Source organism: Mycolicibacterium thermoresistibile, from assembly GCF_900187065.1.
Classification (GTDB): Bacteria; Actinomycetota; Actinomycetes; order Mycobacteriales; family Mycobacteriaceae; genus Mycobacterium; species Mycobacterium thermoresistibile.
The window spans coordinates 1642724-1666489 of record NZ_LT906483.1; the positions used below are offsets into that span (position 1 = coordinate 1642724).

At 68.4% G+C, this 23766-nt stretch carries 21 protein-coding genes and 2 tRNA genes; 16 read left to right on the forward strand and 7 right to left on the reverse strand.

Going from position 1 to position 23766, the window contains the following annotated elements; translation table 11 throughout:
• Positions 1-12 precede the first annotated feature (12 nt).
• Positions 13-1044 (forward strand): ATP-dependent 6-phosphofructokinase, encoded by a 1032-nt coding sequence (locus CKW28_RS07655; protein WP_003927736.1) that lies wholly within the window; start codon positions 13-15, stop codon positions 1042-1044.
• A 24-nt stretch (positions 1045-1068) separates the two neighbouring features.
• Here CKW28_RS07655 and CKW28_RS07660 read toward each other — a convergent pair whose 3' ends face one another.
• The gene (locus CKW28_RS07660; protein ID WP_003927737.1) at positions 1069-1764 is read right to left on the reverse strand and encodes an NAD(P)-dependent oxidoreductase; all 696 of its coding nucleotides are present in this window, start codon (positions 1762-1764) and stop codon (positions 1069-1071) included.
• A 75-nt stretch (positions 1765-1839) separates the two neighbouring features.
• Between CKW28_RS07660 and CKW28_RS07665 the strand changes: the two genes are divergently transcribed.
• Entirely contained in the window at positions 1840-2313 is a 474-nt protein-coding gene (locus CKW28_RS07665) for a MarR family winged helix-turn-helix transcriptional regulator (RefSeq protein WP_003927738.1), read from the forward strand.
• Between the two features lie 24 nt (positions 2314-2337).
• Complete coding sequence (gene gatB / locus CKW28_RS07670; RefSeq protein ID WP_003927739.1) at positions 2338-3852, forward strand: Asp-tRNA(Asn)/Glu-tRNA(Gln) amidotransferase subunit GatB; 1515 nt, start codon at positions 2338-2340, stop codon at positions 3850-3852.
• Between the two features lie 49 nt (positions 3853-3901).
• Here gatB and CKW28_RS07675 read toward each other — a convergent pair whose 3' ends face one another.
• Positions 3902-5017, reverse strand: a complete 1116-nt coding sequence (locus CKW28_RS07675; RefSeq protein WP_081475600.1) for a PQQ-dependent sugar dehydrogenase — start codon at positions 5015-5017, stop codon at positions 3902-3904.
• 210 nt (positions 5018-5227) lie between these two features.
• Between CKW28_RS07675 and CKW28_RS07680 the strand changes: the two genes are divergently transcribed.
• Positions 5228-6139: a DoxX family membrane protein gene (locus tag CKW28_RS07680; RefSeq protein WP_040548439.1), complete on the forward strand. Its 912-nt coding sequence runs from the start codon at positions 5228-5230 to the stop codon at positions 6137-6139.
• Between the two features lie 3 nt (positions 6140-6142).
• Here CKW28_RS07680 and CKW28_RS07685 read toward each other — a convergent pair whose 3' ends face one another.
• Positions 6143-6487, reverse strand: a complete 345-nt coding sequence (locus tag CKW28_RS07685; RefSeq protein WP_050812101.1) for a PH domain-containing protein — start codon at positions 6485-6487, stop codon at positions 6143-6145.
• 448 nt (positions 6488-6935) lie between these two features.
• On the opposite strand from CKW28_RS07685, the gene CKW28_RS07690 reads away from it, so the two are divergent.
• From CKW28_RS07690 to ilvC, 3 genes are all read left to right on the forward strand, one after another.
• Positions 6936-8819 (forward strand): acetolactate synthase large subunit, encoded by a 1884-nt coding sequence (locus CKW28_RS07690; protein WP_003927743.1) that lies wholly within the window; start codon positions 6936-6938, stop codon positions 8817-8819.
• Positions 8820-8882: 63 nt separating this feature from the next.
• Positions 8883-9410 carry an acetolactate synthase small subunit gene (ilvN, locus tag CKW28_RS07695; protein ID WP_003927744.1) on the forward strand — a complete coding sequence of 176 codons (528 nt, stop codon included), beginning with the start codon at positions 8883-8885 and terminating at the stop codon, positions 9408-9410.
• A 49-nt stretch (positions 9411-9459) separates the two neighbouring features.
• Positions 9460-10461: a ketol-acid reductoisomerase gene (gene ilvC, locus CKW28_RS07700; RefSeq protein ID WP_197700635.1), complete on the forward strand. Its 1002-nt coding sequence runs from the start codon at positions 9460-9462 to the stop codon at positions 10459-10461.
• Positions 10462-10523: 62 nt separating this feature from the next.
• Here ilvC and CKW28_RS07705 read toward each other — a convergent pair whose 3' ends face one another.
• Entirely contained in the window at positions 10524-11954 is a 1431-nt protein-coding gene (locus CKW28_RS07705) for a phytoene desaturase family protein (protein ID WP_003927746.1), read from the reverse strand.
• A 30-nt stretch (positions 11955-11984) separates the two neighbouring features.
• Here CKW28_RS07705 and serA point away from each other — a divergent pair, with 30 nt between their 5' ends.
• Both serA and CKW28_RS07715 read left to right on the forward strand, forming a co-directional pair.
• Positions 11985-13571 carry a phosphoglycerate dehydrogenase gene (gene serA, locus CKW28_RS07710; protein WP_003927747.1) on the forward strand — a complete coding sequence of 529 codons (1587 nt, stop codon included), beginning with the start codon at positions 11985-11987 and terminating at the stop codon, positions 13569-13571.
• 2 nt (positions 13572-13573) lie between these two features.
• Positions 13574-14584 carry a 3-isopropylmalate dehydrogenase gene (locus CKW28_RS07715; RefSeq protein WP_003927748.1) on the forward strand — a complete coding sequence of 337 codons (1011 nt, stop codon included), beginning with the start codon at positions 13574-13576 and terminating at the stop codon, positions 14582-14584.
• A 43-nt stretch (positions 14585-14627) separates the two neighbouring features.
• Here CKW28_RS07715 and CKW28_RS07720 read toward each other — a convergent pair whose 3' ends face one another.
• Positions 14628-15854, reverse strand: coding sequence for an MFS transporter (locus CKW28_RS07720; RefSeq protein WP_003927749.1), 1227 nt, complete (start codon positions 15852-15854; stop codon positions 14628-14630).
• Between the two features lie 124 nt (positions 15855-15978).
• Between CKW28_RS07720 and CKW28_RS07725 the strand changes: the two genes are divergently transcribed.
• From CKW28_RS07725 to CKW28_RS07740, 4 genes are all read left to right on the forward strand, one after another.
• Entirely contained in the window at positions 15979-16764 is a 786-nt protein-coding gene (locus CKW28_RS07725) for a fumarylacetoacetate hydrolase family protein (RefSeq protein WP_003927750.1), read from the forward strand.
• On the forward strand, positions 16761-18260 hold the full coding sequence (gltX, locus tag CKW28_RS07730; protein WP_003927751.1) for a glutamate--tRNA ligase: 1500 nt from the start codon (positions 16761-16763) through the stop codon (positions 18258-18260). Before CKW28_RS07725 ends, gltX begins: the two co-directional genes overlap by 4 nt.
• 131 nt (positions 18261-18391) lie before the next feature.
• Positions 18392-18466 (forward strand) — tRNA-Gln (locus tag CKW28_RS07735).
• A 62-nt stretch (positions 18467-18528) separates the two neighbouring features.
• Positions 18529-18604 (forward strand) — tRNA-Glu (locus CKW28_RS07740).
• 355 nt (positions 18605-18959) lie between these two features.
• On the opposite strand, the gene CKW28_RS07745 is transcribed toward CKW28_RS07740, so the two are convergent.
• Positions 18960-19661, reverse strand: coding sequence for an IclR family transcriptional regulator (locus CKW28_RS07745; protein WP_040548442.1), 702 nt, complete (start codon positions 19659-19661; stop codon positions 18960-18962).
• A 117-nt stretch (positions 19662-19778) separates the two neighbouring features.
• Here CKW28_RS07745 and leuC point away from each other — a divergent pair, with 117 nt between their 5' ends.
• The 3 genes from leuC to CKW28_RS07760 all read left to right on the forward strand — a co-directional run bounded on the left by leuC (position 19779) and on the right by CKW28_RS07760 (position 22672).
• Positions 19779-21233 (forward strand): 3-isopropylmalate dehydratase large subunit, encoded by a 1455-nt coding sequence (gene leuC / locus CKW28_RS07750; RefSeq protein ID WP_040548445.1) that lies wholly within the window; start codon positions 19779-19781, stop codon positions 21231-21233.
• Positions 21234-21257: 24 nt separating this feature from the next.
• Positions 21258-21851, forward strand: a complete 594-nt coding sequence (leuD, locus tag CKW28_RS07755; protein ID WP_003927754.1) for a 3-isopropylmalate dehydratase small subunit — start codon at positions 21258-21260, stop codon at positions 21849-21851.
• 200 nt (positions 21852-22051) lie between these two features.
• A complete protein-coding gene (locus CKW28_RS07760; protein ID WP_061252286.1) occupies positions 22052-22672 on the forward strand; it encodes an HU family DNA-binding protein in 621 nt (206 codons plus the stop codon).
• Between the two features lie 120 nt (positions 22673-22792).
• On the opposite strand, the gene mutT1 is transcribed toward CKW28_RS07760, so the two are convergent.
• Positions 22793-23725 carry an 8-oxo-(d)GTP phosphatase MutT1 gene (gene mutT1 / locus CKW28_RS07765; RefSeq protein WP_003927756.1) on the reverse strand — a complete coding sequence of 311 codons (933 nt, stop codon included), beginning with the start codon at positions 23723-23725 and terminating at the stop codon, positions 22793-22795.
• Between the last annotated feature and the right edge of the window lie 41 nt (positions 23726-23766).

Sequence of the window (23766 nt, forward strand, 5' to 3'; positions counted from 1 at the left end):
AAGATTGAGCTCATGCGTATCGGAGTGCTCACCGGAGGGGGCGACTGCCCCGGACTGAACGCGGTCATCAGGGCGGTGGTTCGCACCTGCGACGTCCGATACGGCTCGTCGGTGGTGGGGTTCCGCGACGGTTGGCGGGGGCTGTTGGAGAACCGGCGGGTGCAACTGCGCAACGACGACCGCAACGACCGGCTGCTGGCCAAGGGTGGCACCATCCTGGGCACCGCCCGGGTGCATCCCGAGAAGCTGCGTGCCGGGCTGGACCAGATCAAACAGACCCTCGACGAGAACGGCATCGACGTGCTCATCCCGATCGGCGGGGAGGGCACGCTCACCGCAGCGCGCTGGTTGTCCGACGAGAACGTCCCGGTGGTCGGGGTGCCGAAGACCATCGACAACGACATCGACTGCACCGACCAGACATTCGGCCACGACACCGCGGTGACCGTGGCGAGCGAGGCGATCGACCGGTTGCACAGCACCGCCGAGTCCCATCAGCGGGTGATGCTCGTCGAGGTGATGGGCCGGCATGCGGGATGGATCGCGCTGAACGCCGGGCTGGCCTCCGGAGCCCACCTGATCCTCATCCCCGAGCAGCCGTTCGATGTCGAGGAGGTGTGCCGGCTGATCAGACAGCGGTTCGTGCGCGGGGATTCGCACTTCATCTGCGTGGTCGCCGAGGGCGCCAAACCGGCACCCGGGTCGATGCAGTTGCGGGAGGGCGGCGTCGACGAGTTCGGTCACGAGCGGTTCACCGGGGTGGCCCAGCAGCTGGCGCTGGAGGTGGAGAAGCGCATCAACAAGGAGGTGCGGGTGACCGTACTGGGGCATGTGCAGCGCGGCGGCACCCCCACGGCGTTCGACCGGGTGCTGGCCACCCGGTTCGGGGTGAACGCCGCCGACGCCGCGCACGCCGGCGAGTACGGGATGATGGTCGCGCTGCGGGGCCAGGAGATCGTGCGGGTGTCCTTGGCGGACGCGACCCGCAACCTCAAGCTGGTGCCGCAGAGCCGTTACGACGACGCCGCCGAGTTCTTCGGCTGAGCGTGGGCGGTGCGGCGCCGGGAGTCATCCGGTCTTGACGGCCTCGCGGCGCACCATCTGCCAGATGGTGGGGATGTGCTCGACGGTCGAGACGACGACCGTCTTCCCGGTGCCGTCGGAGCTGCCGGCCAGCCGGGTCATGTAGTCCGCCAGGTCGATCCGCGCGGTGAACATGCCCACCGGTTCCACTTCGCCCGCGACGTAATCCGTCGGTTCCGCGAGATCGAACAGTCCTGAGGGCCGCACGATCGTCCAGTCCAGCCCGCTGCCCCGCACGATCGACTCCATGCGCCGCTGATCGTCGTAGGTGCTCTTCCCGATGGTGCGGGTGATGACGGGTTCCACGATGCGCAGTGCGAACGGGGGATCGACCCGGTTCGGGTAGGGGAACGCGCCGGTGGAGCTGGTGACCACCAGTCGCGGCACCGCCGCCGCCCGCATCGCGGCGACGATGTTGGCCGTGCCGACCGAGTAGGTGTCAATCGCGCGCATGCTGAACGGCACGCCGAGACTCGACAGCACGGCATCGGCGCCGTGCACCACCCCGTCGAGGGTGGCCGGATCCCGGACGTCGGCCCCCGCCACCGTGAGCCGCGGATGGCGCATCGGGAAGTCGGTCGGGCGGCGCGTCACGGCGACCGCCTGGTGGCCCGCGTCGAGCACGCGGGTGGTGAGCAGTCGGCCGGTGGGGCCGTTGGCCCCGAAGATCACGATCCGCATGAGAGCTCCCAAACTTGTCACATCAGGTGATTGTCACATTACGTGATTATCATGTGGGGTGCTAGTCTTTTCGGCATGGAGGAACGCTCGAGCGGTATCGCCGCACTGCATCAGCGGATCCCGTTCCTGCTGTCTCAGCTGGGCGCCCACCTCGCCGAGGACTTCGTCCGACGGCTCGAGCCGTTCGGGATCGAGCCACGCATCTACGCGGTCCTCACGGCGCTGAGCGAGGTCGACGGGCAATCGCAGCGCGAACTGTCGGCACAGCTGGGCATCCATCGCAACGCGATGGTGGCCGTGGTCGACAAGATGGAGAGTCTGGGGCTGGTCAAACGCTTGCCGCATCCGGCTGATCGCCGGGCCTTCGCGGTGACGTTGACCGACAAGGCCCGGGAGCTGCTGCCGGCGCTGGACGCCGAGGGCCGCGCCCAGGAGGACGCGGTCACCGCGGCGATGACCCCCGCCGAGCGGCGGGAGACCCTGCGGCTGCTGCAGAAGATGTCGTCCACGGTGGGGTTGGTGCCGGGCGTGCACCCGAAATTGGGCTGATCGCCGCCCACTAGGATCGGGGCCATGACTGCCGCTGCCAGTGCTGAGCTGCTCGACTTCGACGAGGTCATCGCCAAGTACGAACCCGTGCTCGGAATGGAAGTCCACGTCGAGCTGTCCACGGCGACGAAGATGTTCTGCGGGTGTGCCAACCGGTTCGGCTCCGAACCCAACACCCAGGTGTGCCCGGTCTGCCTCGGGCTGCCCGGGGCGTTGCCGGTTCTCAACGAGGCCGCGGTGGAGTCGGCGATCCGGATCGGCCTGGCGCTGAACTGCGAGATCGTCCCGTGGTGCCGGTTCGCCCGGAAGAACTACTTCTATCCGGACATGCCGAAGAACTATCAGATCTCGCAGTACGACGAACCGATCGCGGTCAACGGGTACCTCGACGTCCCGTTGGAGGACGGCAGCACCTTCCGGGTCGGGATCGAGCGCGCCCACATGGAGGAGGACACCGGCAAGCTGACCCACCTGGGCAGTGAGACCGGCCGTATCGAGGGCGCCACCACCTCGCTGATCGACTACAACCGCGCCGGCGTGCCGCTCATCGAGATCGTCACCAAGCCGATCGAGGGTGCCGGCGCCCGCGCCCCCGAGATCGCGCGCGCGTACGTGACCGCACTGCGTGATCTGCTGCGCGCCCTTGGGGTTTCGGACGTTCGGATGGACCAGGGGTCGATGCGCTGCGACTCCAACGTGTCGCTCAAGCCGATCGGGCAGGCCGAGTTCGGCACCCGCACCGAGACCAAGAACGTCAACTCGCTCAAGAGCGTCGAGGTCGCCGTGCGATACGAAATGCGACGGCAGGCAGCGATTCTGGAGGCGGGCGGCACCGTCGTCCAGGAGACCCGGCACTTCCACGAGGACGGTTACACCTCCCCGGGGCGCAGCAAGGAGACCGCCGAGGACTACCGCTACTTCCCCGAACCCGATCTGGAGCCGGTCGCCCCCAGCCGGGAGTGGGTCGAGCAGCTGCGTGCGACGCTGCCCGAACTGCCCTGGGTGCGGCGCAAGCGGCTCCAGCAGGACTGGGGCGTCTCCGACGAGGTGATGCGGGACCTGGTCAACGCCGGTGCGGTCGACCTGGTCAGCGCGACCATCGAACACGGTGTCTCCAGCGAGGCCGCCCGCGCCTGGTGGGGGAACTTCCTGGTGCAGAAGGCCAACGAGAGTGGGGTGGAGCTCGACGCGCTGCCGATCAGCCCGGCTCAGGTCGCGGCGGTGATCAAACTCGTCGACGACGGCAAACTGTCGAACAAGCTCGCCCGCCAGGTGGTCGAGGGTGTGCTGGCCGGTGAGGGTGAGCCCGAGCAGGTGATGAAGGACCGCGGGCTGGAGGTGGTGCGCGACGATGCGGCGCTGCAGGCCGCGGTCGACGAGGCGCTGGCCGCCAACCCCGACATCGTCGAGAAGATCCGCGGTGGCAAGGTGCAGGCGGCCGGTGCGATCGTCGGCGCCGTCATGAAGGCCACCAAGGGGCAGGCCGATGCGGCGCGGGTGCGTGAACTGGTGATGGCCGCCTGCGGTCAGACCGGCTGACCGGACCCGACTACGGGCCGGACCCGACTACGGGCGGGTCAGGGCCGGATCAGGTCTTCTCTTCGTCGGTCCGCGGGAACCCACCCTGCGGGAACAACGGGAACACCACGTCGTCGAGCTGCTCGGCGTCCCCGAACGTCTTGTTCACCGTGGCGCCCCACACGTTGCCGTCCGGCGACAATTGCAGCGCCCAGACGTGGCCGCGGGTGTCCTGACGAACCACCTCCGGCTCGCCGGTCACCGCGCCGGTGTCCGGATCGGAGCGGACCGCGACGGTCTGCTTGGTGTCGACCAGGTTCACCAGCACGGTGCCGTCGAGTGCCGCACAGCCGGCCACGCCCGGGCGGTCCGGCCAGGTCCACACCGTGGACACCTCGTCTGCTTTGGTGATCCGCTGCAACCGGTCACCGCTGGGGTGGCGGTCGGTGACGAACAGCGATCCGTCGGTGGGGTCGATGCACATCGCCCCGCCGGCTCCCAGCCCGGACAGCGCGGTGGTGATCGGCGCCGGGTTGACGGTGGTGGGTTGTTCGACCCGCAGCACCTTCCCGGCCAGCGAGTTCGGATCGTCGGCCAGGGCCGGATCACCGGCGTCGCCGGTCTGCACCAGCAGCGTCGTGGGGCTGGAGAAGATCAGCGACCCGGTGTTGCCGGTCGCGCCCTTGGGAATCCCGGTCAGGATCGGTTTGGGCGGATCGTTGTCGGCGATGCGGACCACCCGGTTGTCGGTGGGGGTGCTGATGTAGGCGTACATCAGCCGGTCCTGCCGGTGGCTGGGCGACAACACGATGTCCAGTAGCCCGCCGTCGCCCGCCGGATCGACCGGGATCACGGTCTTGATCTTCGGCTCCTCGGAGATCGAGACCTCCTTGATCGCGCCGGTGGTCCGTTCGGCGACCAGCGCGGACTTGCTGTCCAGGCCCATGACCAGACCACTGGTGCTCTCCAGGCAGCCCTGCATCACCCCGGGGGCCGGGCATTCTTTCCGCGGCGGGTTGGCGGGTAGCGGCGGCGGTGGGGTGGTGGTCGTCGGCCTGGGCTGCAGCTCCGCCTCGGTGGTGAACGGCTGCGACTGTGCGTTGTCGAAGCGGGCACACCCCGAGGCGACGAGCAGCGCCGTGCACAACAGCGCCAGCATGCTCCGCACCGGTCGCCCTGGTTTCATGCAGGCCAGATTACGGAGTGCCCGACGGGCACCGCCACTCCTGGCGGATCAGGCACCGCCACTCCTGGCGGATCAGGCACCGCCACTCCTGGCGGATCAGGCACCGCCACTCCTGGCGGATCAGGCACCGCACTCGTCATTTGCAAATACCCGGGAAATGCGCCGCGCCAATCCGCGCTCGGCAGGGGAGTTGCACTTACCCTGGCAGCTGTGACCAGTCACCCTCAAGACCACCGTGGTTGGCGCCGTCCCCACGGTACGGGCCCCGACGATCTGGGCGTGCGGCCCGCATCGGCGAGCCTGGTCGATCCTGAGGACGACCTGTCCTCCACCTACGGCGGCGACATCGAGACAACGGCCATACCGAGTTACCCCTCCACCGGCACGGCGTCCGCACAGTCGCCGTTCGCCCTCACCGGTGAACCCGAACCGTTGCCGTACGTCCAGCCGGACGACGGATCGTCGTTCGCCAACTATTCAGCCGGCGCGGCGTCGAGTTTCTCGACCGGGCCGGCTTCGTCTTTTCCGGCCGGGTCTTTTCCGGCCGGACCCGCCGAAGTGGGGACGGACGAACTCACCGAGGACCGCATCAAGGCGGCCGGCCGCCGCGGCACCATGGATCTGGGACTGATGCTGATCCGGGTCGGTCTGGGTGCGCTGCTGGTGGTGCACGGTCTCCAGCAGGCGTTCGGCTGGTGGGGCGGGGACGGGCTGGGCGGTCTGCGCGACGCGCTGACCGAATCCGGATTCCGGTACGCCGAGGCGCTCACCTACGCCGTGGCCGGCGCGCAGATCGGCGCCGGTGTGCTGCTGGTGCTCGGGTTGTTCACCCCGTTGGCGGCCGCGGGTGCGCTGGCCTACCTGATCAACGTGCTGCTCGCCGGGATCTCGGCAAACAACGGTGCGCTGCCGTTCTTCCTGCCCGAGGGTTACGAGTTCGAGATCACGCTGATCGTGGTCGCCGCGGCGCTCGTGCTCACCGGCCCCGGCCGGTACGGGCTCGACGCCGGACGCGGGTGGGCCCGGCGACCCTTCATCGGTTCGTTCCTGGCCCTGCTGCTGGGCGTCGGGGCGGGCATCGCGATCTGGGTGCTGCTCAACGGCGCGAATCCGCTCGGCTAGATGTCAGTCCCGGTCGTACGGGTTGGGCACCCGGCCGCCGCTGGCCTCCGTCAGCAGCGGCAGTGTGGCGAACGTCACGGCCGGTAGCCGCACCTGCCCGCCGTCACGGCAGTGGGCGATCGCCCACGAACCCCGGCCGAACCGCAGCCCCTCGATGGTGTCCCACGGCAGCGTGCGGTTACCGACCAGGGTGCGGACCATGACACCGGCGCGGTCGGCGACCGTGCGGTACCGCACGATCGCCACCGACAGCAGGACCGGGATCAGCCACAACGGCGCCAATATCGGCACCGCGCCGACCAACGGCACCATGCCCAGCGCGACGATGGCGACGCCCAGGTGGGCCATCGGCGAGATGTGGATCGTCACCGGCGCGGTGTGCAGACTTCTGCCGCCGTCACCCGTGCGGTCCCCGTGCTCAGGGGTCCCGTGCTCCTCATCCTCGCGTCCCACGCCGCCATCTTCGCACCATCACCGCACCGGAGCCGATCCGGCCGAATGGGCCGCACCCGGCGGGGTGTCCGTCACCGGGCTGCCGGGGCGGATCCGGATGCGTTCGAATTTGACCTATGAGCAGTGCGGAGGCTACCGTCGAATGTCATGCAGACCCCGGAGTTGCTCGTAGTAATTGGTCGGCGCGTTGATGCCGCGCTGACCCGTTGCCGGGTGTAGCCAACAGCATCGACGCGCGACCCTCGTACAGCAGCCATCGCTGACGGGGGTTTTTTCTTGCTCAGGCGGCCTACGCCGACCGCCGACAACTCAAATTGGTGAAATAGGGACCGAAGAGGACAACGTGAGCGCACCCACCACGCGGACCGCAGAGCGGGCGGCACCCCACGCCAACGGGGCCGCCGGCACCGCTGCGCCGGAGCCGACCAACCCGCCGGCCAAACCCGCTTCCGCAGGCCAGAAGCGAATCGCCCCGCACCAGCTGACCGGTGCGCAGGCGGTGATCCGCGCGCTGGAGGAGCTCGACGTAGACGTCATCTTCGGGATCCCCGGCGGCGCTGTGCTGCCGGTCTACGACCCGCTGTTCGACTCGAAGAAGCTGCGGCACGTGCTGGTGCGCCATGAGCAGGGCGCCGGGCACGCCGCCAGCGGCTACGCCCACGCCACCGGCCGGGTGGGGGTCTGCATGGCCACCTCCGGTCCGGGTGCGACCAACCTGGTCACCCCGCTGGCCGACGCGCACATGGACTCCATCCCGGTCGTCGCCATCACCGGGCAGGTGGGCCGCGGCCTGATCGGCACCGACGCCTTCCAGGAAGCCGACATCTCCGGCATCACCATGCCGATCACCAAGCACAACTTCCTGGTCCGCGATGGTGACGACATCCCGCGCATCCTCGCCGAGGCGTTCCACATCGCCTCGTCCGGGCGCCCCGGTCCGGTGCTCGTCGACATCCCCAAGGACATCCTGCAGGGACAGTGCACGTTCAGCTGGCCGCCGCGGTTCGAGCTGCCCGGCTACAAGCCGAACACCAAACCGCACAGTCGCCAGATCCGGGAGGCCGCGAAGCTCATCGCCGCGGCCCGCAAGCCGGTGCTCTACGTCGGCGGCGGCGTGATCCGCGGTGCGGCCGGCGAGGAGCTGCGGGAGCTGGCCGAACTGACCGGCATCCCGGTGGTCACCACGCTGATGGCGCGCGGCGCGTTCCCCGACAGCCACCCGCAGAACCTGGGGATGCCCGGCATGCACGGCACCGTCGCCGCCGTCGCGGCGATGCAGAAGAGCGATCTGCTGATCGCGCTCGGCACCCGCTTCGACGACCGGGTCACCGGTCAGCTGGACAGCTTCGCGCCCGAGGCCAAGGTGATCCACGCCGACATCGACCCGGCCGAGATCGGCAAGAACCGGCATGCCGACGTCCCGATCGTGGGCGATGTCAAGGCCGTGATCGCCGACCTGCTCGCCGTGTTGCGCCGGGACGGCGTCGCCGACTCGATCAAGATCGACGGTTGGTGGGAGTACCTGCGCGGGGTTCAGCAGACCTATCCGTTGAGCTACGGCCCGCAGAGCGACGGCAGCCTGAGCCCGGAGTATGTGATCGAGACGCTCGGCAAGATGGCCGGGCCCGACGCGATCTACGTCGCCGGGGTGGGGCAGCATCAGATGTGGGCGGCGCAGTTCATCTCCTACGAGAAACCCCAGACCTGGATCAACTCCGGGGGCCTGGGCACCATGGGCTTCGCGGTGCCCGCCGCGATGGGCGCCAAGATGGGCCGCCCGGACGCCGAGGTGTGGGCCATCGACGGTGACGGCTGCTTCCAGATGACCAATCAGGAGCTGGCCACCTGCGCCGTCGAGGGGGTGCCGATCAAGGTGGCCCTGATCAACAACGGCAACCTGGGCATGGTGCGCCAGTGGCAGACGCTGTTCTACGAGGAGCGGTACAGCCAGACCGATCTGGCCACCCACACCCAGCGCATCCCCGACTTCGTCAAGCTGGCCGAGGCGCTGGGATGCGTGGGCCTGCGCTGCGAGCGGGAAGAGGATGTGGCCGACGTCATCGCCCAGGCGCGGGCCATCAACGATCGTCCCGTGGTGATCGACTTCATCGTCGGTGCCGATGCCCAGGTGTGGCCGATGGTCGCCGCCGGCACCAGCAACGACGAGATCATGGCCGCCCGCGACATCCGGCCGTTGTTCGACGAGAGCGACGAGGGTCACGCCTGATGAGCGCTTGCGCGAAGAAGAGACGAAGCCGATGAGCGCTTGCGCGAAGAAGAGAGGAAACCGATGAGCGCCTCGAACTCCGTGCGCACCCACACCCTGTCGGTGCTCGTCGAGGACAAACCCGGTGTGCTCGCCCGGGTCGCCTCGCTGTTCTCCCGCCGGGGCTTCAACATCCAGTCGCTGGCGGTGGGCGCGACCGAACAGAAGAACCTGTCCCGGATGACGATCGTGGTCAGCGTCGAAGAGGCGCCGCTGGAGCAGATCACCAAACAGCTCAACAAGCTGGTCAACGTGATCAAGATCGTCGAGCAGGACCCGGAGAACTCGGTGGCCCGCGAGCTCGCGCTGATCAAGGTGCGGGCCGACGCGACCACCCGCGGGCAGATCATCGAGACGGTGAACCTGTTCCGCGCCAAGGTGGTCGACGTGTCCACGGAGTCCCTGACCATCGAGGCCACCGGCACCCAGGACAAACTGGATGCGTTGTTGCGGGTGTTGGAGCCCTACGGGATCCGTGAACTCGTGCAGTCCGGGATCGTGTCGTTGTCGCGTGGACCGCGTGGCATAGGCACCGTGAAACAGGCACCGTGAAATTGCCGAAAATCGAAGACAGGAAAGAAGAATCACTGTGGCAGTAGAGATGTTCTATGACGACGACGCCGATCTGTCGATCATCCAGGGACGCAAGGTCGGCGTCATCGGCTACGGCAGCCAGGGCCATGCCCACGCGCTGAGCCTGCGCGACTCCGGTGTGCAGGTGAAGGTGGGCCTGCGCGAGGGCTCCAAGTCGCGGGAGAAGGTCGCCGAGCAGGGGCTGGAGGTCGACACCCCGGCCGAGGTCGCCAAGTGGGCCGACGTGATCATGCTGCTGGCTCCCGACACCGCGCAGGCGGACATCTTCAAGAACGACATCGAGCCGCACCTCAACGATGGCGATGCGCTGTTCTTCGGGCACGGCCTGAACATCCACTTCGGTCTGATCCAGCCGCCGGCCAACGTCGTCGTCGGCATGGTGGCCCCGAAGGGCCCGGGCCATCTGGTGCGCCGGCAGTTCGTCGACGGCAAGGGTGTGCCGTGTCTGGTTGCGGTGCAGCAGGATCCGAAGGGCAACGGGCTGGCGTTGGCGCTGTCCTACGCCAAGGGCATCGGCGGCACCCGCGCCGGTGTCATCAAGACGACCTTCAAGGACGAGACCGAGACCGACCTGTTCGGTGAGCAGGCCGTGCTGTGCGGTGGCACCGAGGAACTGATCAAGACCGGTTTCGACGTGATGGTCGAGGCGGGTTATGCCCCGGAGCTGGCCTACTTCGAGGTGCTGCACGAGCTCAAGCTGATCGTCGACCTGATCTACGAGGGCGGGATCGCCCGGATGAACTATTCGGTGTCCGACACCGCGGAGTTCGGCGGGTATCTGTCCGGGCCGCGGGTGATCGACGCCGGCACCAAGGAGCGGATGAAGCAGATCCTGGCCGAGATCCAGGACGGCACCTTCGTCAAGAAGCTGGTCGCCAACGTCGAGGGCGGCAACAAGGAGCTCGAGCGGCTGCGCAAGGAGAACGCCGAGCATCCGATCGAGGTCACCGGCAAGAAGCTGCGTCAGCTGATGAGCTGGGTCGACCGGCCGATCACCGAAACGGCTTGATTTTCTGCGATTTCGGCGTGCTTGCGGTCGCTCAGCGACCGCAAGCACGCCGAAATCGCTTTTCAGGGGGCCAGCGACGGCATGTCGCGGACACCGAACTCCCGCCGCAGCACGGTGCGCGCGGCGTAATACCCGGCCAGCCCGTGCACGCCGGGGCCGGGCGGGGTGGCCGACGAACACTGGTAGGCCCGCGGTATCGGCGTGGACCACGGATTCAGCCGCGGTGTAGGCCCGGCCAGCGCACGCCAGGTGTCGTTCCCGCCCACCGCGATGTCCCCACCGACGTAGTTCGCGTTGTCATCGGCCAACCGGGCGGCGGGCACACAGCGCGCCGCCACCACGATGTCGCGGAAACCCGGCGCGAACCGTTCGAAGATCTTGATCACCGACTCGGTCTGGTCGACCGGTGAGTGGGCCGGGACGTGCACGTAGCTCCACAGCGGCCGCCGGCCCTGACCGTCGACCCGGCCGGGGTCGACCAGATGCGGCAGCGAGGCCAGTGTCATCGGCCACTCGGCGTGCCGGTCGGCGAAGATCTCCCGTTCGGCGTGCGCCATCTGCTCCCGGCTGCCGCCAAGGTGCAGCGTCGGGGCGTTCGCCAACCGCGGGTCCTGCCACGGAATCTCGTCGGACAGCACGAAGTCGACCTTGGCGACGCCCGGCCCGAACCGGTAGCGGCGCAGCGCACGGGCATACCGTGCGGGCAGCGCGTCGCCGTAGATGTCCAGCAGTGCGGTGGGTGCGGTGTCGTAGATCACCACACCCTCCGGCGGCCGGGTGACGGGTTCACCGACCCGCAGTTCACCGCCGTGTGCGGTCAGATCCGCGATCAGGGCATCGGTGATGCGCTGGCTGCCACCGATCGGGATCGGCCAGCCCACCGTGTGCGCCAACGTCGCCAACAGCAATCCGGCTCCGGCCGAGATCAACGACGGCATCCGCGAAATCGCGTGTCCGGCAACGCCGCTGAACAACGCCCGGGCGTCGGATCCGGACAGGCTGCCCCAGGCGGCCGAACCCTGCGCCAGCATCCGCATGCCCAGCTGCAGGGCGGCGATCGGATCGGACGGAATCGAGCGTTTGTCGCCCATCACCAGATCGAGCACACCGTCGTCGCGGGCGGTCAGCGGTCCGAACAACCGCCGCCACGAGTGGCCGTTGACCAATTCCGCGCAGGTGCGGTCCAGGTCGCGGTAGGCCACCGCGGCCGGCCGGTCCAGCAGCGGATTGGCATAGGAGATCGCCGGCACCTGCAACCGCACCCCGCGCGCGGGCAGATCGAACTCGGCCATGAACGGCGACGCCAGCGCCATCGGGTGCACCGCCGAACACACGTCGTGGACGATGCCCTCGAACTCCGGATCGGCGGTGGTGCGCGCACCGCCGCCCGCGGTCGGCTGCGCCTCCAGGACCTGCACGGACAGTCCGGCGCGGGCGCAGGTCACCGCCGCGGCCAAGCCGTTCGGTCCACTTCCGACGACGGTGACGTCCATCTGACAATTAGAGCGCATTACCCTGGTCGGGTGAGTCTTCCCGTTGTACTGATTGCCGACAAGCTCGCCGAGTCGACCGTCGCGGCCCTGGGCGACCAGGTGGAGGTCCGCTGGGTTGACGGTCCGGACCGGGAGAAACTGCTGGCCGCGGTGGCGGATGCCGATGCACTGCTGGTGCGTTCGGCCACCACTGTCGACGCCGAGGTGCTGGCCGCGGCGCCGAAACTGAAGATCGTGGCCCGCGCCGGTGTCGGGCTGGACAACGTCGACGTGGAGGCGGCCACCGCCCGCGGTGTGCTCGTCGTCAACGCGCCGACGTCGAACATCCACAGCGCCGCCGAGCACGCGATCGCGCTGCTGCTGGCCGCCGCGCGGCAGATCCCGGCCGCCGACGCGACGTTGCGGCAGCGCACCTGGAAGCGGTCCGAGTTCTCCGGGGTGGAGATCTACGACAAGACCGTCGGCGTGGTCGGCCTGGGCCGCATCGGGCAGCTGGTGGCGCAACGCCTGGCCGCGTTCGGCACCCACCTCATCGCCTACGACCCCTATGTGTCGCCGGCCCGCGCCGCGCAGCTCGGAATCGAACTGGTCGACCTCGACGAGCTGCTCGGCCGCGCCGACATCATCTCGGTGCACCTGCCGAAGACCCCGGAGACCGCCGGCCTGATCGGCGCGGACGCGCTGGCGAAGGTCAAACCGGGGGTGATCATCGTCAACGCCGCCCGCGGCGGCCTGATCGACGAACAGGCGCTGGCCGACGCCATCATCAGTGGACGGGTGCGGGCCGCGGGGATCGACGTCTTCGCGAAGGAACCCTGCACCGACAGCCCGCTGTTCGACCTGCCGCAGGTGGTGGTCACACCGCACCTGGGTGCGTCCACGGTGGAGGCGCAGGACCGGGCCGGCACCGACGTCGCCGCCAGCGTGAAACTGGCGCTGGCCGGCGAGTTCGTGCCCGACGCGGTCAACGTCGGTGCGGGCGAGGTCAGCGAAGAGGTGGCCCCCTGGGTGGATCTGGCCCGCAAGCTCGGCCTGCTGGTCGGGACGCTGTCGGGCGAGCCGACGGCGACCCTGCAGGTCCGGGTCGCCGGCGAGCTCGCCTCCGAGGATGTTGAGGTGCTTCGGCTTTCGGCGCTGCGCGGCTTGTTCTCGACGCTCACCGATCAGCAGGTGACGTATGTCAACGCGCCCACACTGGCGGCCGAGCGCGGGATGCAGGCCGAACTGGAGAAGGTGTCGGAGAGCCCGAACTACCGCAGCGTCGTCGACGTGCGCGCGGTCAGCACCGACGGCACCGTCACCAATGTGGCCGGCACGCTGTCGGGTCCGCAACAGGTGGAGAAGATCGTCCAGATCAACGGGCGCAACTTCGATCTGCGCGCCGAGGGTGTGAACCTTGTCATGCACTACGTCGACCGGCCCGGCGCACTCGGCAAGATCGGCACCCTGCTGGGCGCCGCGGATGTCAACATCCTGGCGGCCCAGCTCAGTCAGGACATCAGCGGTGACGGCGCCACCCTGATGTTGCGGGTGAATCGGGATGTGCCCGCCGACGTGCGGGATGCCATCGGCGCCGCGGTCGGCGCCTCGACCCTGGAAGTGGTTGATCTGTCGTGACGATGAAACTGGCGATCATTCCCGGTGACGGAATCGGTCCGGAGGTCATCGGTGAGGCCGTCAAGGTGCTCGACGCGGTGCTGCCCGACGTCGACAAGACCCATTTCGACCTCGGTGCGCGGCGGTTCCACGCCACCGGGGAGGTGCTGCCCGACTCGGTGATCGACGAACTGCGGGCGCATGACGCGATCCTGCTGGGCGCCATCGGCGATCCGTCGGTCCCGAGCGGGGTGCTGGAACGCGGTCTGCTGCTGCGGATCCGGTTCGAGCTGGACCACCACATCAACCTGCGTCCGGCCCGGTTGTACGAGGGTGTGTCGAGCCCGCTCGCCGGGAACCCCGACATCGATTTCGTGGTGGTGCGGGAGGGCACCGAGGGCCCCTACACCGGTACCGGCGGCGCGATCCGGGTCGGCACGCCGAACGAGGTGGCGACGGAGGTCAGCCTCAACACCGCCTTCGGGGTGCGGCGGGTGGTGGAGAACGCCTTCCAGCGGGCCGCCCAGCGGCGTAAGCATCTGACGTTGGTGCACAAGACTAATGTGCTGACCTACGCCGGGGCGCTGTGGTCGCGGACCGTCCAGGAGGTGGGCGAACAGTATCCCGACGTCGAGGTCGCCTATCAGCACGTCGACGCCGCCACCATCCACCTGGTCACCGATCCGGGCCGGTTCGATGTGATCGTCACCGACAACCTGTTCGGCGACATCGTCACCGATCTGGCCGCCGCGGTCTGCGGTGGCATCGGGCTGGCCGCCAGCGGCAACATCGACGCCACCGGCACCAATCCGTCGATGTTCGAACCGGTGCACGGTTCGGCCCCCGACATCGCCGGCACCGGCGCCGCCGACCCGACCGCCGCGATCATGTCGGTGGCGTTGTTGCTGGCTCATGTCGGTGAGTCAGACGCCGCGGCGCGGGTGGACCGGGCGGTGGCCGAGCACCTCGCCACCCGCGGTGACGCCAGGATGTCCACCACCGAGATCGGCGATCGGATCGCGGCGAAGCTGTGAGCCGTCGGCCGTCGTCAGCCGTCGTCGGCCGACGTCATAGCCGTCAGCGCACCCGCCGTGGCGACTCGGGGCTGGACGGCCGGATCTGCGGGGTCGCGGGGTCGGCCGGCACCAGCGGGACGGCGGCCAGCGGCAGCACCGCGCACAACGCGAACGCCACCGGGTAACCGGCGACTCCGATCAGCCCGCCGAACAGCGGCGGGGTGATCGCCGTGGTCAGCAACTGGCTGGTGTTCTGGGTGCCCAGCGCCCGGCCCGTCCAATAGGGTCCGGCGATCTCGGCGATCGCGGTGAACGCCAGGCTGTTGTCGGAGACGGTGACCACCGCGGCGATGACCATGAACGCGACGCTCACCGGCGAGTCGAGCGCATCGGTCAGGGCCAGCAGCGCCATGGCCGCGGCCGCGGCGAGCGCGATCGTGCGGATCGGCCGCAACCGCGAGCCGACCAGATCCGACCAGCGGCCGGCCGCGACGCGCCCACCGGCGCCGAGCACCTGGGCGATCATCACCATCGTGCCCGCCGACCCCGCCGACCAACTCCGTTCGGTCATCAGCCAGACCAGGGTGAAGGTCCAGATCACCCCCTGCGGCACCACCAGCAGCACCGACACCGCGTGAATCCGCCACAGCAGCCCGGAACCGCGGTACGGGTTCTGCGGGTGCCGGCCGTCGGCGCTGGCGCGCGGCGGGCGCGGCGGATCGAGCACGCCGATCAGACAGATCACCGCCGCCACCGCGCACACCGCCGCCGGGAACAGCAGCGCCGCAGAGATTCCGTGGCTCTGCGCCAGCCGCGGGATCACCAGTGCGCCCAGCGCGACCCCGAGCGGCTGGGCGGTCTGGCGGATGCCCATCACCAGCCCGCGCTGGTGCGGCGGGAACCAGCCCACCACCACCCGCGCGCTGGCGGTGTTGCTGCTGGCCGCGGCCATCCCGCCGAGCAGCAGAAACACCCCGACGAGCAGCAGCGAGTCCACGGCGGCGGCGGCGAACGCCGAGGCCGCCGTCAGCGCCGACCCGACGGTGAGCACGATCCGCTCGCCGATCCGGTCGACCAGATAACCCCAGGCGATCAGGGTGGCGACCATGCCGAAACTGGGCAGTGCGGACAGCAGGCCGGCCTGGGCCAGGCTCAGTCCGTGCTCCCGGTGCAGGGTGGGGATCACGAACGCCACCCCGTTGATGAACACGACCGAGAACAGCGTGGCGGCCAGCGCGATCACGAGCATCGACCAGCGCCGCGCGGGGCTGATCGACGAAACCGGCATGGGTGGATCGTGTCACACGGTTCCCATCATCCTGAACTGTGATCTTGCTATCTGAGATCGGCACGGGTCGCGGCGCGGGACCCGGTCGGGGCGGCCGTCATCCCCGGGCCTTTAGGCTGTATCAATGCGCCTCGGACGAATCGCCAGCCCAGACGGTGTCGCCTTCGTCAGCATCGAGGGCCCGCCCGACGAACCCACCGCGGTGGCCCGGGAGATCGCCGAACACCCGTTCGGCACCCCGGAGTTCACCGGCCGGCAGTGGTCGTTGGCCGATGTGCGGCTGTTGGCCCCGATCCTGGCCAGCAAGGTGGTCTGCATGGGCAAGAACTACGCCGCCCACGTCGACGAGATGGGCGGGGAGACCGTTCCGCATCCGGTGATCTTCATCAAACCCAACACGTCGATCATCGGCCCGAATGTGCCCATCCAGTTGCCGGTCGACGCCGATCCGGTGCATCACGAAGGGGAGTTGGCGGTGGTGATCGGCCGCCCCTGCAAGGATGTCCCGGCCGCGCGCGCCGCCGATGTCATCCTCGGCTACACCGTCGCCAATGACGTCACGGCGCGGAATCAACAGCGCGCCGACGGCCAGTGGACCCGCGCCAAGGGCCACGACACGTTCTGTCCGGTCGGCCCGTGGATCGTCACCGACGTCGACCCGACCGATCTGGAACTGCGCACCGAGGTCAACGGCGAGGTGCGCCAACGCAGTCGGACGTCGCTGATGATTCACGACATCGGCGCCATCATCGAATGGGTGTCGCGGGTGATGACCCTGCTGCCCGGCGATCTGATCCTGACCGGAACGCCGGAGGGCGTCGGACCGATCGAACACGGTGACACCGTCGCCGTTACCATCGAGAACATCGGCACTTTGACCAATCCTGTTGTGCGCAAAGGAAAGAAATGACAGAACCGACTGATGGCAGCACCAAGGTACGGGTTCGGTTCTGCCCCTCGCCGACCGGCACCCCGCACGTCGGCCTGATCCGCACCGCCCTGTTCAACTGGGCCTACGCCCGACACACCGGCGGTACGTTCGTCTTCCGCATCGAGGACACCGACTCGGCCCGCGACAGCGAGGAGAGCTATCTGGCGTTGCTCGACGCGTTGCGCTGGCTGGGGCTGGACTGGGACGAAGGGCCGGAGGTGGGCGGCCCGTACGGGCCGTACCGGCAGTCGGAGCGGCTGCACATCTACCGTGACGTGATCGAGCGGCTGCTGGAATCCGGTGCCGCCTACGAGTCGTTCTCCACGCCCGAGGAGGTCGAGGCGCGGCACCGCGCGGCCGGCCGCAACCCGAAACTGGGCTACGACAATTTCGACCGCGACCTGACCGAGGAGCAGCGCCGCGCCTACCGTGCCGAGGGCCGGCGCCCGGTCATCCGGTTGAAGATGCCCGACCGCGACATCGGCTGGCGCGACCTGGTTCGTGGCGAAACCACCTTCCCCGCCGGCACCCTGGCCGATTTCGCACTGACCCGAAGCAACGGTGAACCGTTGTACACCTTGGTCAACCCGGTCGACGACGCGTTGATGAAGATCACCCACGTGCTGCGCGGGGAGGACCTGTTGCCGTCCACGCCACGCCAGATCGCGCTGTACGAGGCGCTGATGGCGATCGGGGTGGCCGACACGGTGCCCGAGTTCGGGCACCTGCCCAGTGTGCTGGGCGAGGGCAACAAGAAGCTGTCCAAACGCGATCCGCAGTCGAACCTGTTCGCCCACCGCGAACGGGGGTTCATCCCGGAGGGGCTGCTGAACTATCTGGCCCTGCTGGGCTGGGGACTGGCCGACGACCGCGACGTGTTCACCCTCGACGAGATGGTCGCCGCGTTCGATGTGACCGACGTCAACTCCAATCCGGCCCGCTTCGACCAGAAGAAGGCCGAGGCGCTCAACGCCGAGCACATCCGCATGCTCGACGAGGCGGATTTCGCCGAACGGCTCAAGGCCTACTTCGCTGCCCACGGCCACGACACCGGCCTCGACGATGAGCAGTTCGCGATGGCGGCGCGCCTGGCGCAGACGCGCATCGTGGTGCTCGCCGACGCCTGGGATCTGCTGAAGTTCCTCGACGACGACTCGTTCGAACTCGACGAGAAGGCCGCCCGCAAGGAACTGAAGGCCGAGGCGGTGGCGGTGCTCGACGCGGCGCTCACCGCGCTGGAGGCGCTCGACGAGTGGCGAACCGAGACCATCGAAATAGCTCTGAAGGCGGCGTTGTTGGAGGGGTTGGGACTCAAGCCGCGGAAGGCGTTCGGCCCGGTGCGGGTGGCCGCCACCGGGGCGACCGTCAGCCCGCCGCTGTTCGAGTCGCTGGAGCTGCTCGGCCGGGAGCGCACGCTGCAGCGGCTGCGGGCCGGGCGGGACCACGCCGCGGCCGCTGAGTCGACGGGTGGATGACCGATGAGCGGTGGTGCTTGAAAGTCACCGCCGAACATTTGGTAATCTGCTCATCGACTCCTCGAGAGCACCGCGGCAACGCGGCGAAGGAGTCGCAAAAGCAGCCCTGACCTGCGGTTAAGGGCTGCAAGTGGGGTATGGTGTAATTGGCAACACAGCTGATTCTGGTTCAGCCGTTCTAGGTTCGAGTCCTGGTACCCCAGCCAGTCGGCATGACCGGGCGGATTGGGATAACCCGACCGCATGGGCTATGCTGACGATCCGGTAAGGCCCCGTCGTCTAGCGGCCTAGGACGCCGCCCTCTCACGGCGGTAGCGTGGGTTCGAATCCCATCGGGGCTACCACACCGGACGCCGATGAGACGTCCACTCCGGCGCACCGCGCGACAGCAGCGGTGCGCCGGATTTTTTCATTTTTTCAACTCCCCTCCCGGCACCTCCCGGCACCTCCCGGCACCTCCCGGCACCTCCCGGTGTCTGCGGGTGGAGTGGCCCGACTCACCCGCTGCGGCCGCATCAGTCGGGTGCTTCAACCAAGCGAGCGAACGTCATCAGTGCCCAGGACGCCGTGCAGGGGTTTGGAACAGTTGCATCGCAGCGAGATCTGGGATCCAGATGAGACAGTCGCTCTCATGGCAACTGCTCTGAACTCTGCGTAACCGTGGCCGGCGGGCAGTCGGGCCGGTGCCGGTGATGATTCTCATAGTCGGCGGGTGAGCGCCTCGGCGGCGGCCAGCAGATCGGCGGCCCACCGAGCACCCGGCCGGCGCCCGATCCGGTCGATCGGTCCGGACACCGACACCGCCGCGACGACGGTGCCGCGCCCGTCCCGTACCGGGGCGGACACACTGGCCACTCCCGGTTCCCGTTCGGCGACGCTCTGCGCCCAACCGCGCTTGTGGACTTCGGCCAGCGCCCGTTCGGAGAATTTCGCGTTCGACAGCACAGCCTGCTGGGTGGTCGAATCGGCGTAGGCGAGCAGCACCTTGGCGCCGGATCCGGCGGTCATCGGCAGCCGGGTGCCGACCGGCACCGTATCGCGCAGCCCCGCCGGGGGTTCCAGCGCCGCCACGCAGATCCGGGACGTGCCCTCGCGCCGGTACAGTTGCACGCTCTCTCCGGTGATCTCCCGCAACCGCGGCAACACCACTGCGGCGGCAGCCAACAGGGGGTCGTCGACCCGCGCGGCGAGTTCGGTCACCGCCGGACCCAGGCACCACCGCCCGTCACCGTCCCGGGCCAGCAACCGATGCACTTCCAGACCGGCCGCCAGCCGGTGCGCGGTCGCCCGGGGCAGCCCGGTCCGTTCGCACAACTCGGCGAGCCCGCAGGGCGATTCGGCCACCGAATGCAGCACGCTCACGGCTTTGTCCAGCACGCCGATGCCGCTATCCTTTCTCATAAAGAGATACTAGCGTCCCGAATAGTGAGATTGACAAGCTGACGTCGCAGGTCGCCTGCCCGAGTGAATCGAGAGATGATGAATCAGCCCACAGTGTCGTCGGGGATGTCGTCGGGGATGTCGTCGGGGGAGTCGACGGGAGTGTCGACGAACCGTCCGCGCACGCTGGCCGAGAAGGTCTGGGATGACCACGTCGTGGTCCGCGGTTCCGGTACCGGAGCGGCCCGTGAACCCGACCTCATCTACATCGACCTCCACCTGGTGCACGAGGTCACCAGCCCGCAGGCATTCGACGGGTTGCGGTTGGCGGGCCGCAAAGTGCGCCGACCGGACCTGACGATCGCCACCGAGGACCACAACGTGCCGACGGTCGACATCGACAAGCCGATCGCCGACCCGATCTCGCGCACCCAGGTGGAGACGCTGCGCCGCAATGCCGCCGAGTTCGGTATCCGGCTGCACCCGATGGGCGATGCGGAGCAGGGCATCGTGCACATCATCGGTCCGCAGCTGGGCCTGACCCAGCCCGGCATGACCGTGGTCTGCGGCGACAGCCACACTTCCACCCACGGTGCGTTCGGCGCACTGGCCATGGGAATCGGCACATCCGAGGTCGAGCACGTGCTCGCCACCCAGACCCTGCCGTTGCGGCCCTTCAAGACCATGGCGGTCAACGTCGATGGGGAGCTTCCCGCCGGGGTGAGCGCCAAGGACATCATCCTGGCGGTGATCGCGAAGATCGGCACCGGCGGTGGTCAGGGCCACGTCATCGAATACCGGGGCAGCACCATCGAATCGCTGTCGATGGAGGGCCGGATGACGATCTGCAACATGAGCATCGAAGCCGGCGCCCGGGCCGGGATGATCGCCCCGGACGAGACCACCTTCGAATACCTGCGCGGCCGCCCGCATGCCCCCAAGGGCGCGGACTGGGATGCCGCGGTGGCGGCGTGGCGGCAGCTGCGCACCGATGAGGGCGCCGAATTCGACGTCGAGGTCTACATCGACGCCACCGAACTGAGCCCGTTCGTCACCTGGGGCACCAACCCCGGCCAGGGGGTCCCGCTGTCGGGCTCGGTTCCCGATCCGGAACTGATGACCGACGAGGCGGACCGCCTCGCCGCGGAAAAGGCCTTGGCCTACATGGACCTCCGGCCGGGTACCCCGATGCGCGACATCGCCGTGGACGCGGTGTTCGTCGGTTCGTGCACCAACGGCCGCATCGAGGACCTGCGCGTGGTGGCCGAGGTGCTGCGGGGCCGCAAGGTCGCCGACGGTGTCCGGATGCTGATCGTGCCGGGCTCGATGCGGGTGCGTGCCCAGGCCGAATCCGAGGGTCTGCACGAGATCTTCCTCGCCGCGGGCGCCGAGTGGCGGCAGGCCGGATGCTCGATGTGTCTGGGCATGAACCCCGATCAGCTCGCCCCGGGAGAGCGCTGCGCCTCCACCTCCAACCGCAACTTCGAGGGCCGACAGGGTAAGGGCGGCCGCACCCATCTGGTGTCGCCGGCGGTGGCCGCGGCCACCGCCGTGGCCGGGAAGCTGGCGTCGCCGGCCGATCTGTCCGCCTGATCCGACCCGACAAGAGGAGAAGTCATGCAACCGTTCCGCACCCATACCGGCATCGGTGTCCCGCTGCGCCGTTCCAACGTGGATACCGACCAGATCATCCCGGCGGTCTACCTCAAGCGGGTCACCCGAACGGGATTCGAAGACGGGCTGTTCGCGGCCTGGCGCACCGATCCGTCGTTCGTGCTCAACGTCCCGCCCTATGACAAGGGGTCGGTTCTGGTGGCCGGCCCGGATTTCGGTACCGGGTCCTCACGGGAACACGCCGTCTGGGCCCTGATGGATTACGGCTTCCGGGTCGTGATCTCATCCCGTTTCGCCGACATCTTTCGGGGGAATGCGGGTAAGGCGGGGTTGCTGGCGGCCGAAGTGAGCCAGGACGACGTCGAATTGCTCTGGAAGGCGCTGGAGCAGAATCCGGGGTTGGAAATCACTGTGAATCTTCAAGATCGGACGGTGACCGCGGGAACCGTCGTGGTGCCGTTCAAGATTGATGACTACACCGCCTGGCGGCTGCTCGAAGGACTCGACGATATAGCCCTTACGCTGCGGAAACAGGATCAGATCGAGGCCTACGAGGCGCGTCGGCCGAGCTGGAAACCGCGCACTCTGCCGGCCTGACCAACCCCGCGGCGGGGGTGAATTCGCCATCCTCCAACCGGTTCTGCACCCACCGAACAGGACACTGTGCGGGGCAATCGGATTGCCAATTTCGGCATATATTGCCCCGAAAATGCGCGTGGCTCTTGGAAGTCAATGGTCAAAGGGTTTACCGTGTCCACTAGTCGGCTCAAGAAGGGCCGCTGGTTTCGGAGGTTTGCATGAACAAGGCAGAGCTCATCGACGTACTCCAAGAGAAGATGGGCACCGATCGGCGGACGGCTACTGCCGCCGTGGAACACATGGTGGACGCGATCGTTCGAGCGGTCCACCGGGGTGACAGCGTCACCATCACCGGTTTCGGCGTTTTCGAGCAGCGCCGGCGGGCGGCCCGGGTCGCGCGTAACCCACGCACCGGGGAGACGGTGAAGGTCAAGCCGACAGTGGTGCCGGCCTTCCGGCCGGGTGCCCAGTTCAAGGCGGTTGTCTCTGGGGCGCAGCGGCTCCCGGCCGAAGGCCCTGCCGTCAAGCGGGGCGTGTCCGCGGGCCCGGCCAAGAAGGCGGCCAAGAAGACCACCCGCAAGGCCGCCACCAAGAAGGCCGCGGCCAAGGCTCCGGCGAAGAAGACGGCGGCCAAGAAGACCGCGGCGAAGAAGACCGCGGCCAAGAAGACGACGGCGAAGAAGACCGCGGCGAAGAAGACCGCGGCCAAGAAGACGACGGCGAAGAAGACCGCCGCCAAGAAGACCGCGGCCAAGAAGACGACCAAGAAGGCCGCGACCAAGGCTCCGGCGAAGAAGTCGGCAGCCAAGAAGGCGCCGGCCAAGAAAGGTCGCCGTTAGTCGTTCGGCAGGGCACGTCGTGGGTGTCTGACACCCTCGGCGTGCCTTGGTGTCTTCATGCAGGGCTGCCGAAAGACGCGGCCCGGGAAGGGGCGTTCCGAACGGTCGGTCCAATGAGAGTCATCGCACCGGTAACGGACTGGCGATGTGGTCGGCGGCGATCAGCCGGCCCTCGACCAGGGACATGACCCAGACACTGCCCTTGCGGTTCTCCGTGTCGGCCGGCCGCACACCGTCGCGCTCGCACCACCAGGCGATGAGGTCGGGGATCACCTTGCCCTGGGTGCAGACGACCGGGGTGCCGCCCGCCGCAGCGATTTCGAGGAGGCGCTGCCTTCCGGCGGTCCGATTCCGGGTGTAGGACTCCTCGTTCAAGGTGGGCTCGGGGTGAATCGGCTGCGCGATCTCGTCGGCCAGCGGTTCGAGTGTCTGTTCGCAGCGCACCCGGTCCGCCGCGTGTAACCGGTCCGCGCCGAACGCGAGGAGCACTCCGACCAACGCCTCGGCCTGGGCGCGGCCGTGTTTGTCGAGCGGACGCAACCGGTCGTCGCCCTGCCACCGTGACCTGCTGCCCGCCGTGGCGTGCCGCACGATCAGCACCGTCCGGGTGCGGGCCGGATGTTCGGCGAATCGCTGCAGCACATCGCGATCCTGGGGATAGTCCAGTCGTTGCAGCGCGTCCGACACCGGAAGCCACTTCAGTTCGTCGACTTCGTCATTGGGGGCGAAGGAGCCGTCGAGCGCCCGAGCCGCCCAGTACCGCACCCGCTTGACGCCGTTCGCCAACGGGTAGGTGATCTCGGTGAGTTCGCGTCCCAGCACCGACCGGTATCCGGTCTCCTCCTCGATCTCCCGCACCGCCGTCACCGGTTCGATCTCACCGGGATCGACCTTGCCCTTGGGCAGTGACCAGTCGTCGTAACGGGGCCGGTGGATCACCGCGATCTCGGGAGCCGACGAATCCACCCCGGGCCGCCACAGCACCGCGCCGGCGGCCCGGACGGCGGATGCGGGATCCGAGGGGATGGTCTTCGGGCGAACCTCTTTGGGCACCTCACCTCCTGCAGGTCATCCGGCACCGGGTGACGATCGGC

What these genes read in the sequence shown, in the direction of transcription:
- leuD (WP_003927754.1), top strand. Translation starts at nt 21,258, where the DNA reads ATGCAACCGTTCCGCACCCATACCGGCATCGGTGTCCCGCTGCGCCGT.
- CKW28_RS07725 (WP_003927750.1), top strand. Translation starts at nt 15,979, where the DNA reads ATGCGCCTCGGACGAATCGCCAGCCCAGACGGTGTCGCCTTCGTCAGC.
- CKW28_RS07665 (WP_003927738.1), top strand. Translation starts at nt 1,840, where the DNA reads ATGGAGGAACGCTCGAGCGGTATCGCCGCACTGCATCAGCGGATCCCG.
- leuC (WP_040548445.1), top strand. Translation starts at nt 19,779, where the DNA reads ATGTCGTCGGGGGAGTCGACGGGAGTGTCGACGAACCGTCCGCGCACG.
- CKW28_RS07705 (WP_003927746.1), bottom strand. Translation starts at nt 11,954, where the DNA reads ATGGACGTCACCGTCGTCGGAAGTGGACCGAACGGCTTGGCCGCGGCG.
- CKW28_RS07685 (WP_050812101.1), bottom strand. Translation starts at nt 6,487, where the DNA reads ATGGCCCACCTGGGCGTCGCCATCGTCGCGCTGGGCATGGTGCCGTTG.
- ilvN (WP_003927744.1), top strand. Translation starts at nt 8,883, where the DNA reads ATGAGCGCCTCGAACTCCGTGCGCACCCACACCCTGTCGGTGCTCGTC.
- ilvC (WP_197700635.1), top strand. Translation starts at nt 9,460, where the DNA reads ATGTTCTATGACGACGACGCCGATCTGTCGATCATCCAGGGACGCAAG.
- CKW28_RS07760 (WP_061252286.1), top strand. Translation starts at nt 22,052, where the DNA reads ATGAACAAGGCAGAGCTCATCGACGTACTCCAAGAGAAGATGGGCACC.
- CKW28_RS07715 (WP_003927748.1), top strand. Translation starts at nt 13,574, where the DNA reads ATGAAACTGGCGATCATTCCCGGTGACGGAATCGGTCCGGAGGTCATC.
- CKW28_RS07655 (WP_003927736.1), top strand. Translation starts at nt 13, where the DNA reads ATGCGTATCGGAGTGCTCACCGGAGGGGGCGACTGCCCCGGACTGAAC.
- CKW28_RS07660 (WP_003927737.1), bottom strand. Translation starts at nt 1,764, where the DNA reads ATGCGGATCGTGATCTTCGGGGCCAACGGCCCCACCGGCCGACTGCTC.
- CKW28_RS07720 (WP_003927749.1), bottom strand. Translation starts at nt 15,854, where the DNA reads ATGCCGGTTTCGTCGATCAGCCCCGCGCGGCGCTGGTCGATGCTCGTG.
- CKW28_RS07675 (WP_081475600.1), bottom strand. Translation starts at nt 5,017, where the DNA reads ATGAAACCAGGGCGACCGGTGCGGAGCATGCTGGCGCTGTTGTGCACG.
- gltX (WP_003927751.1), top strand. Translation starts at nt 16,761, where the DNA reads ATGACAGAACCGACTGATGGCAGCACCAAGGTACGGGTTCGGTTCTGC.
- gatB (WP_003927739.1), top strand. Translation starts at nt 2,338, where the DNA reads ATGACTGCCGCTGCCAGTGCTGAGCTGCTCGACTTCGACGAGGTCATC.
- CKW28_RS07745 (WP_040548442.1), bottom strand. Translation starts at nt 19,661, where the DNA reads ATGAGAAAGGATAGCGGCATCGGCGTGCTGGACAAAGCCGTGAGCGTG.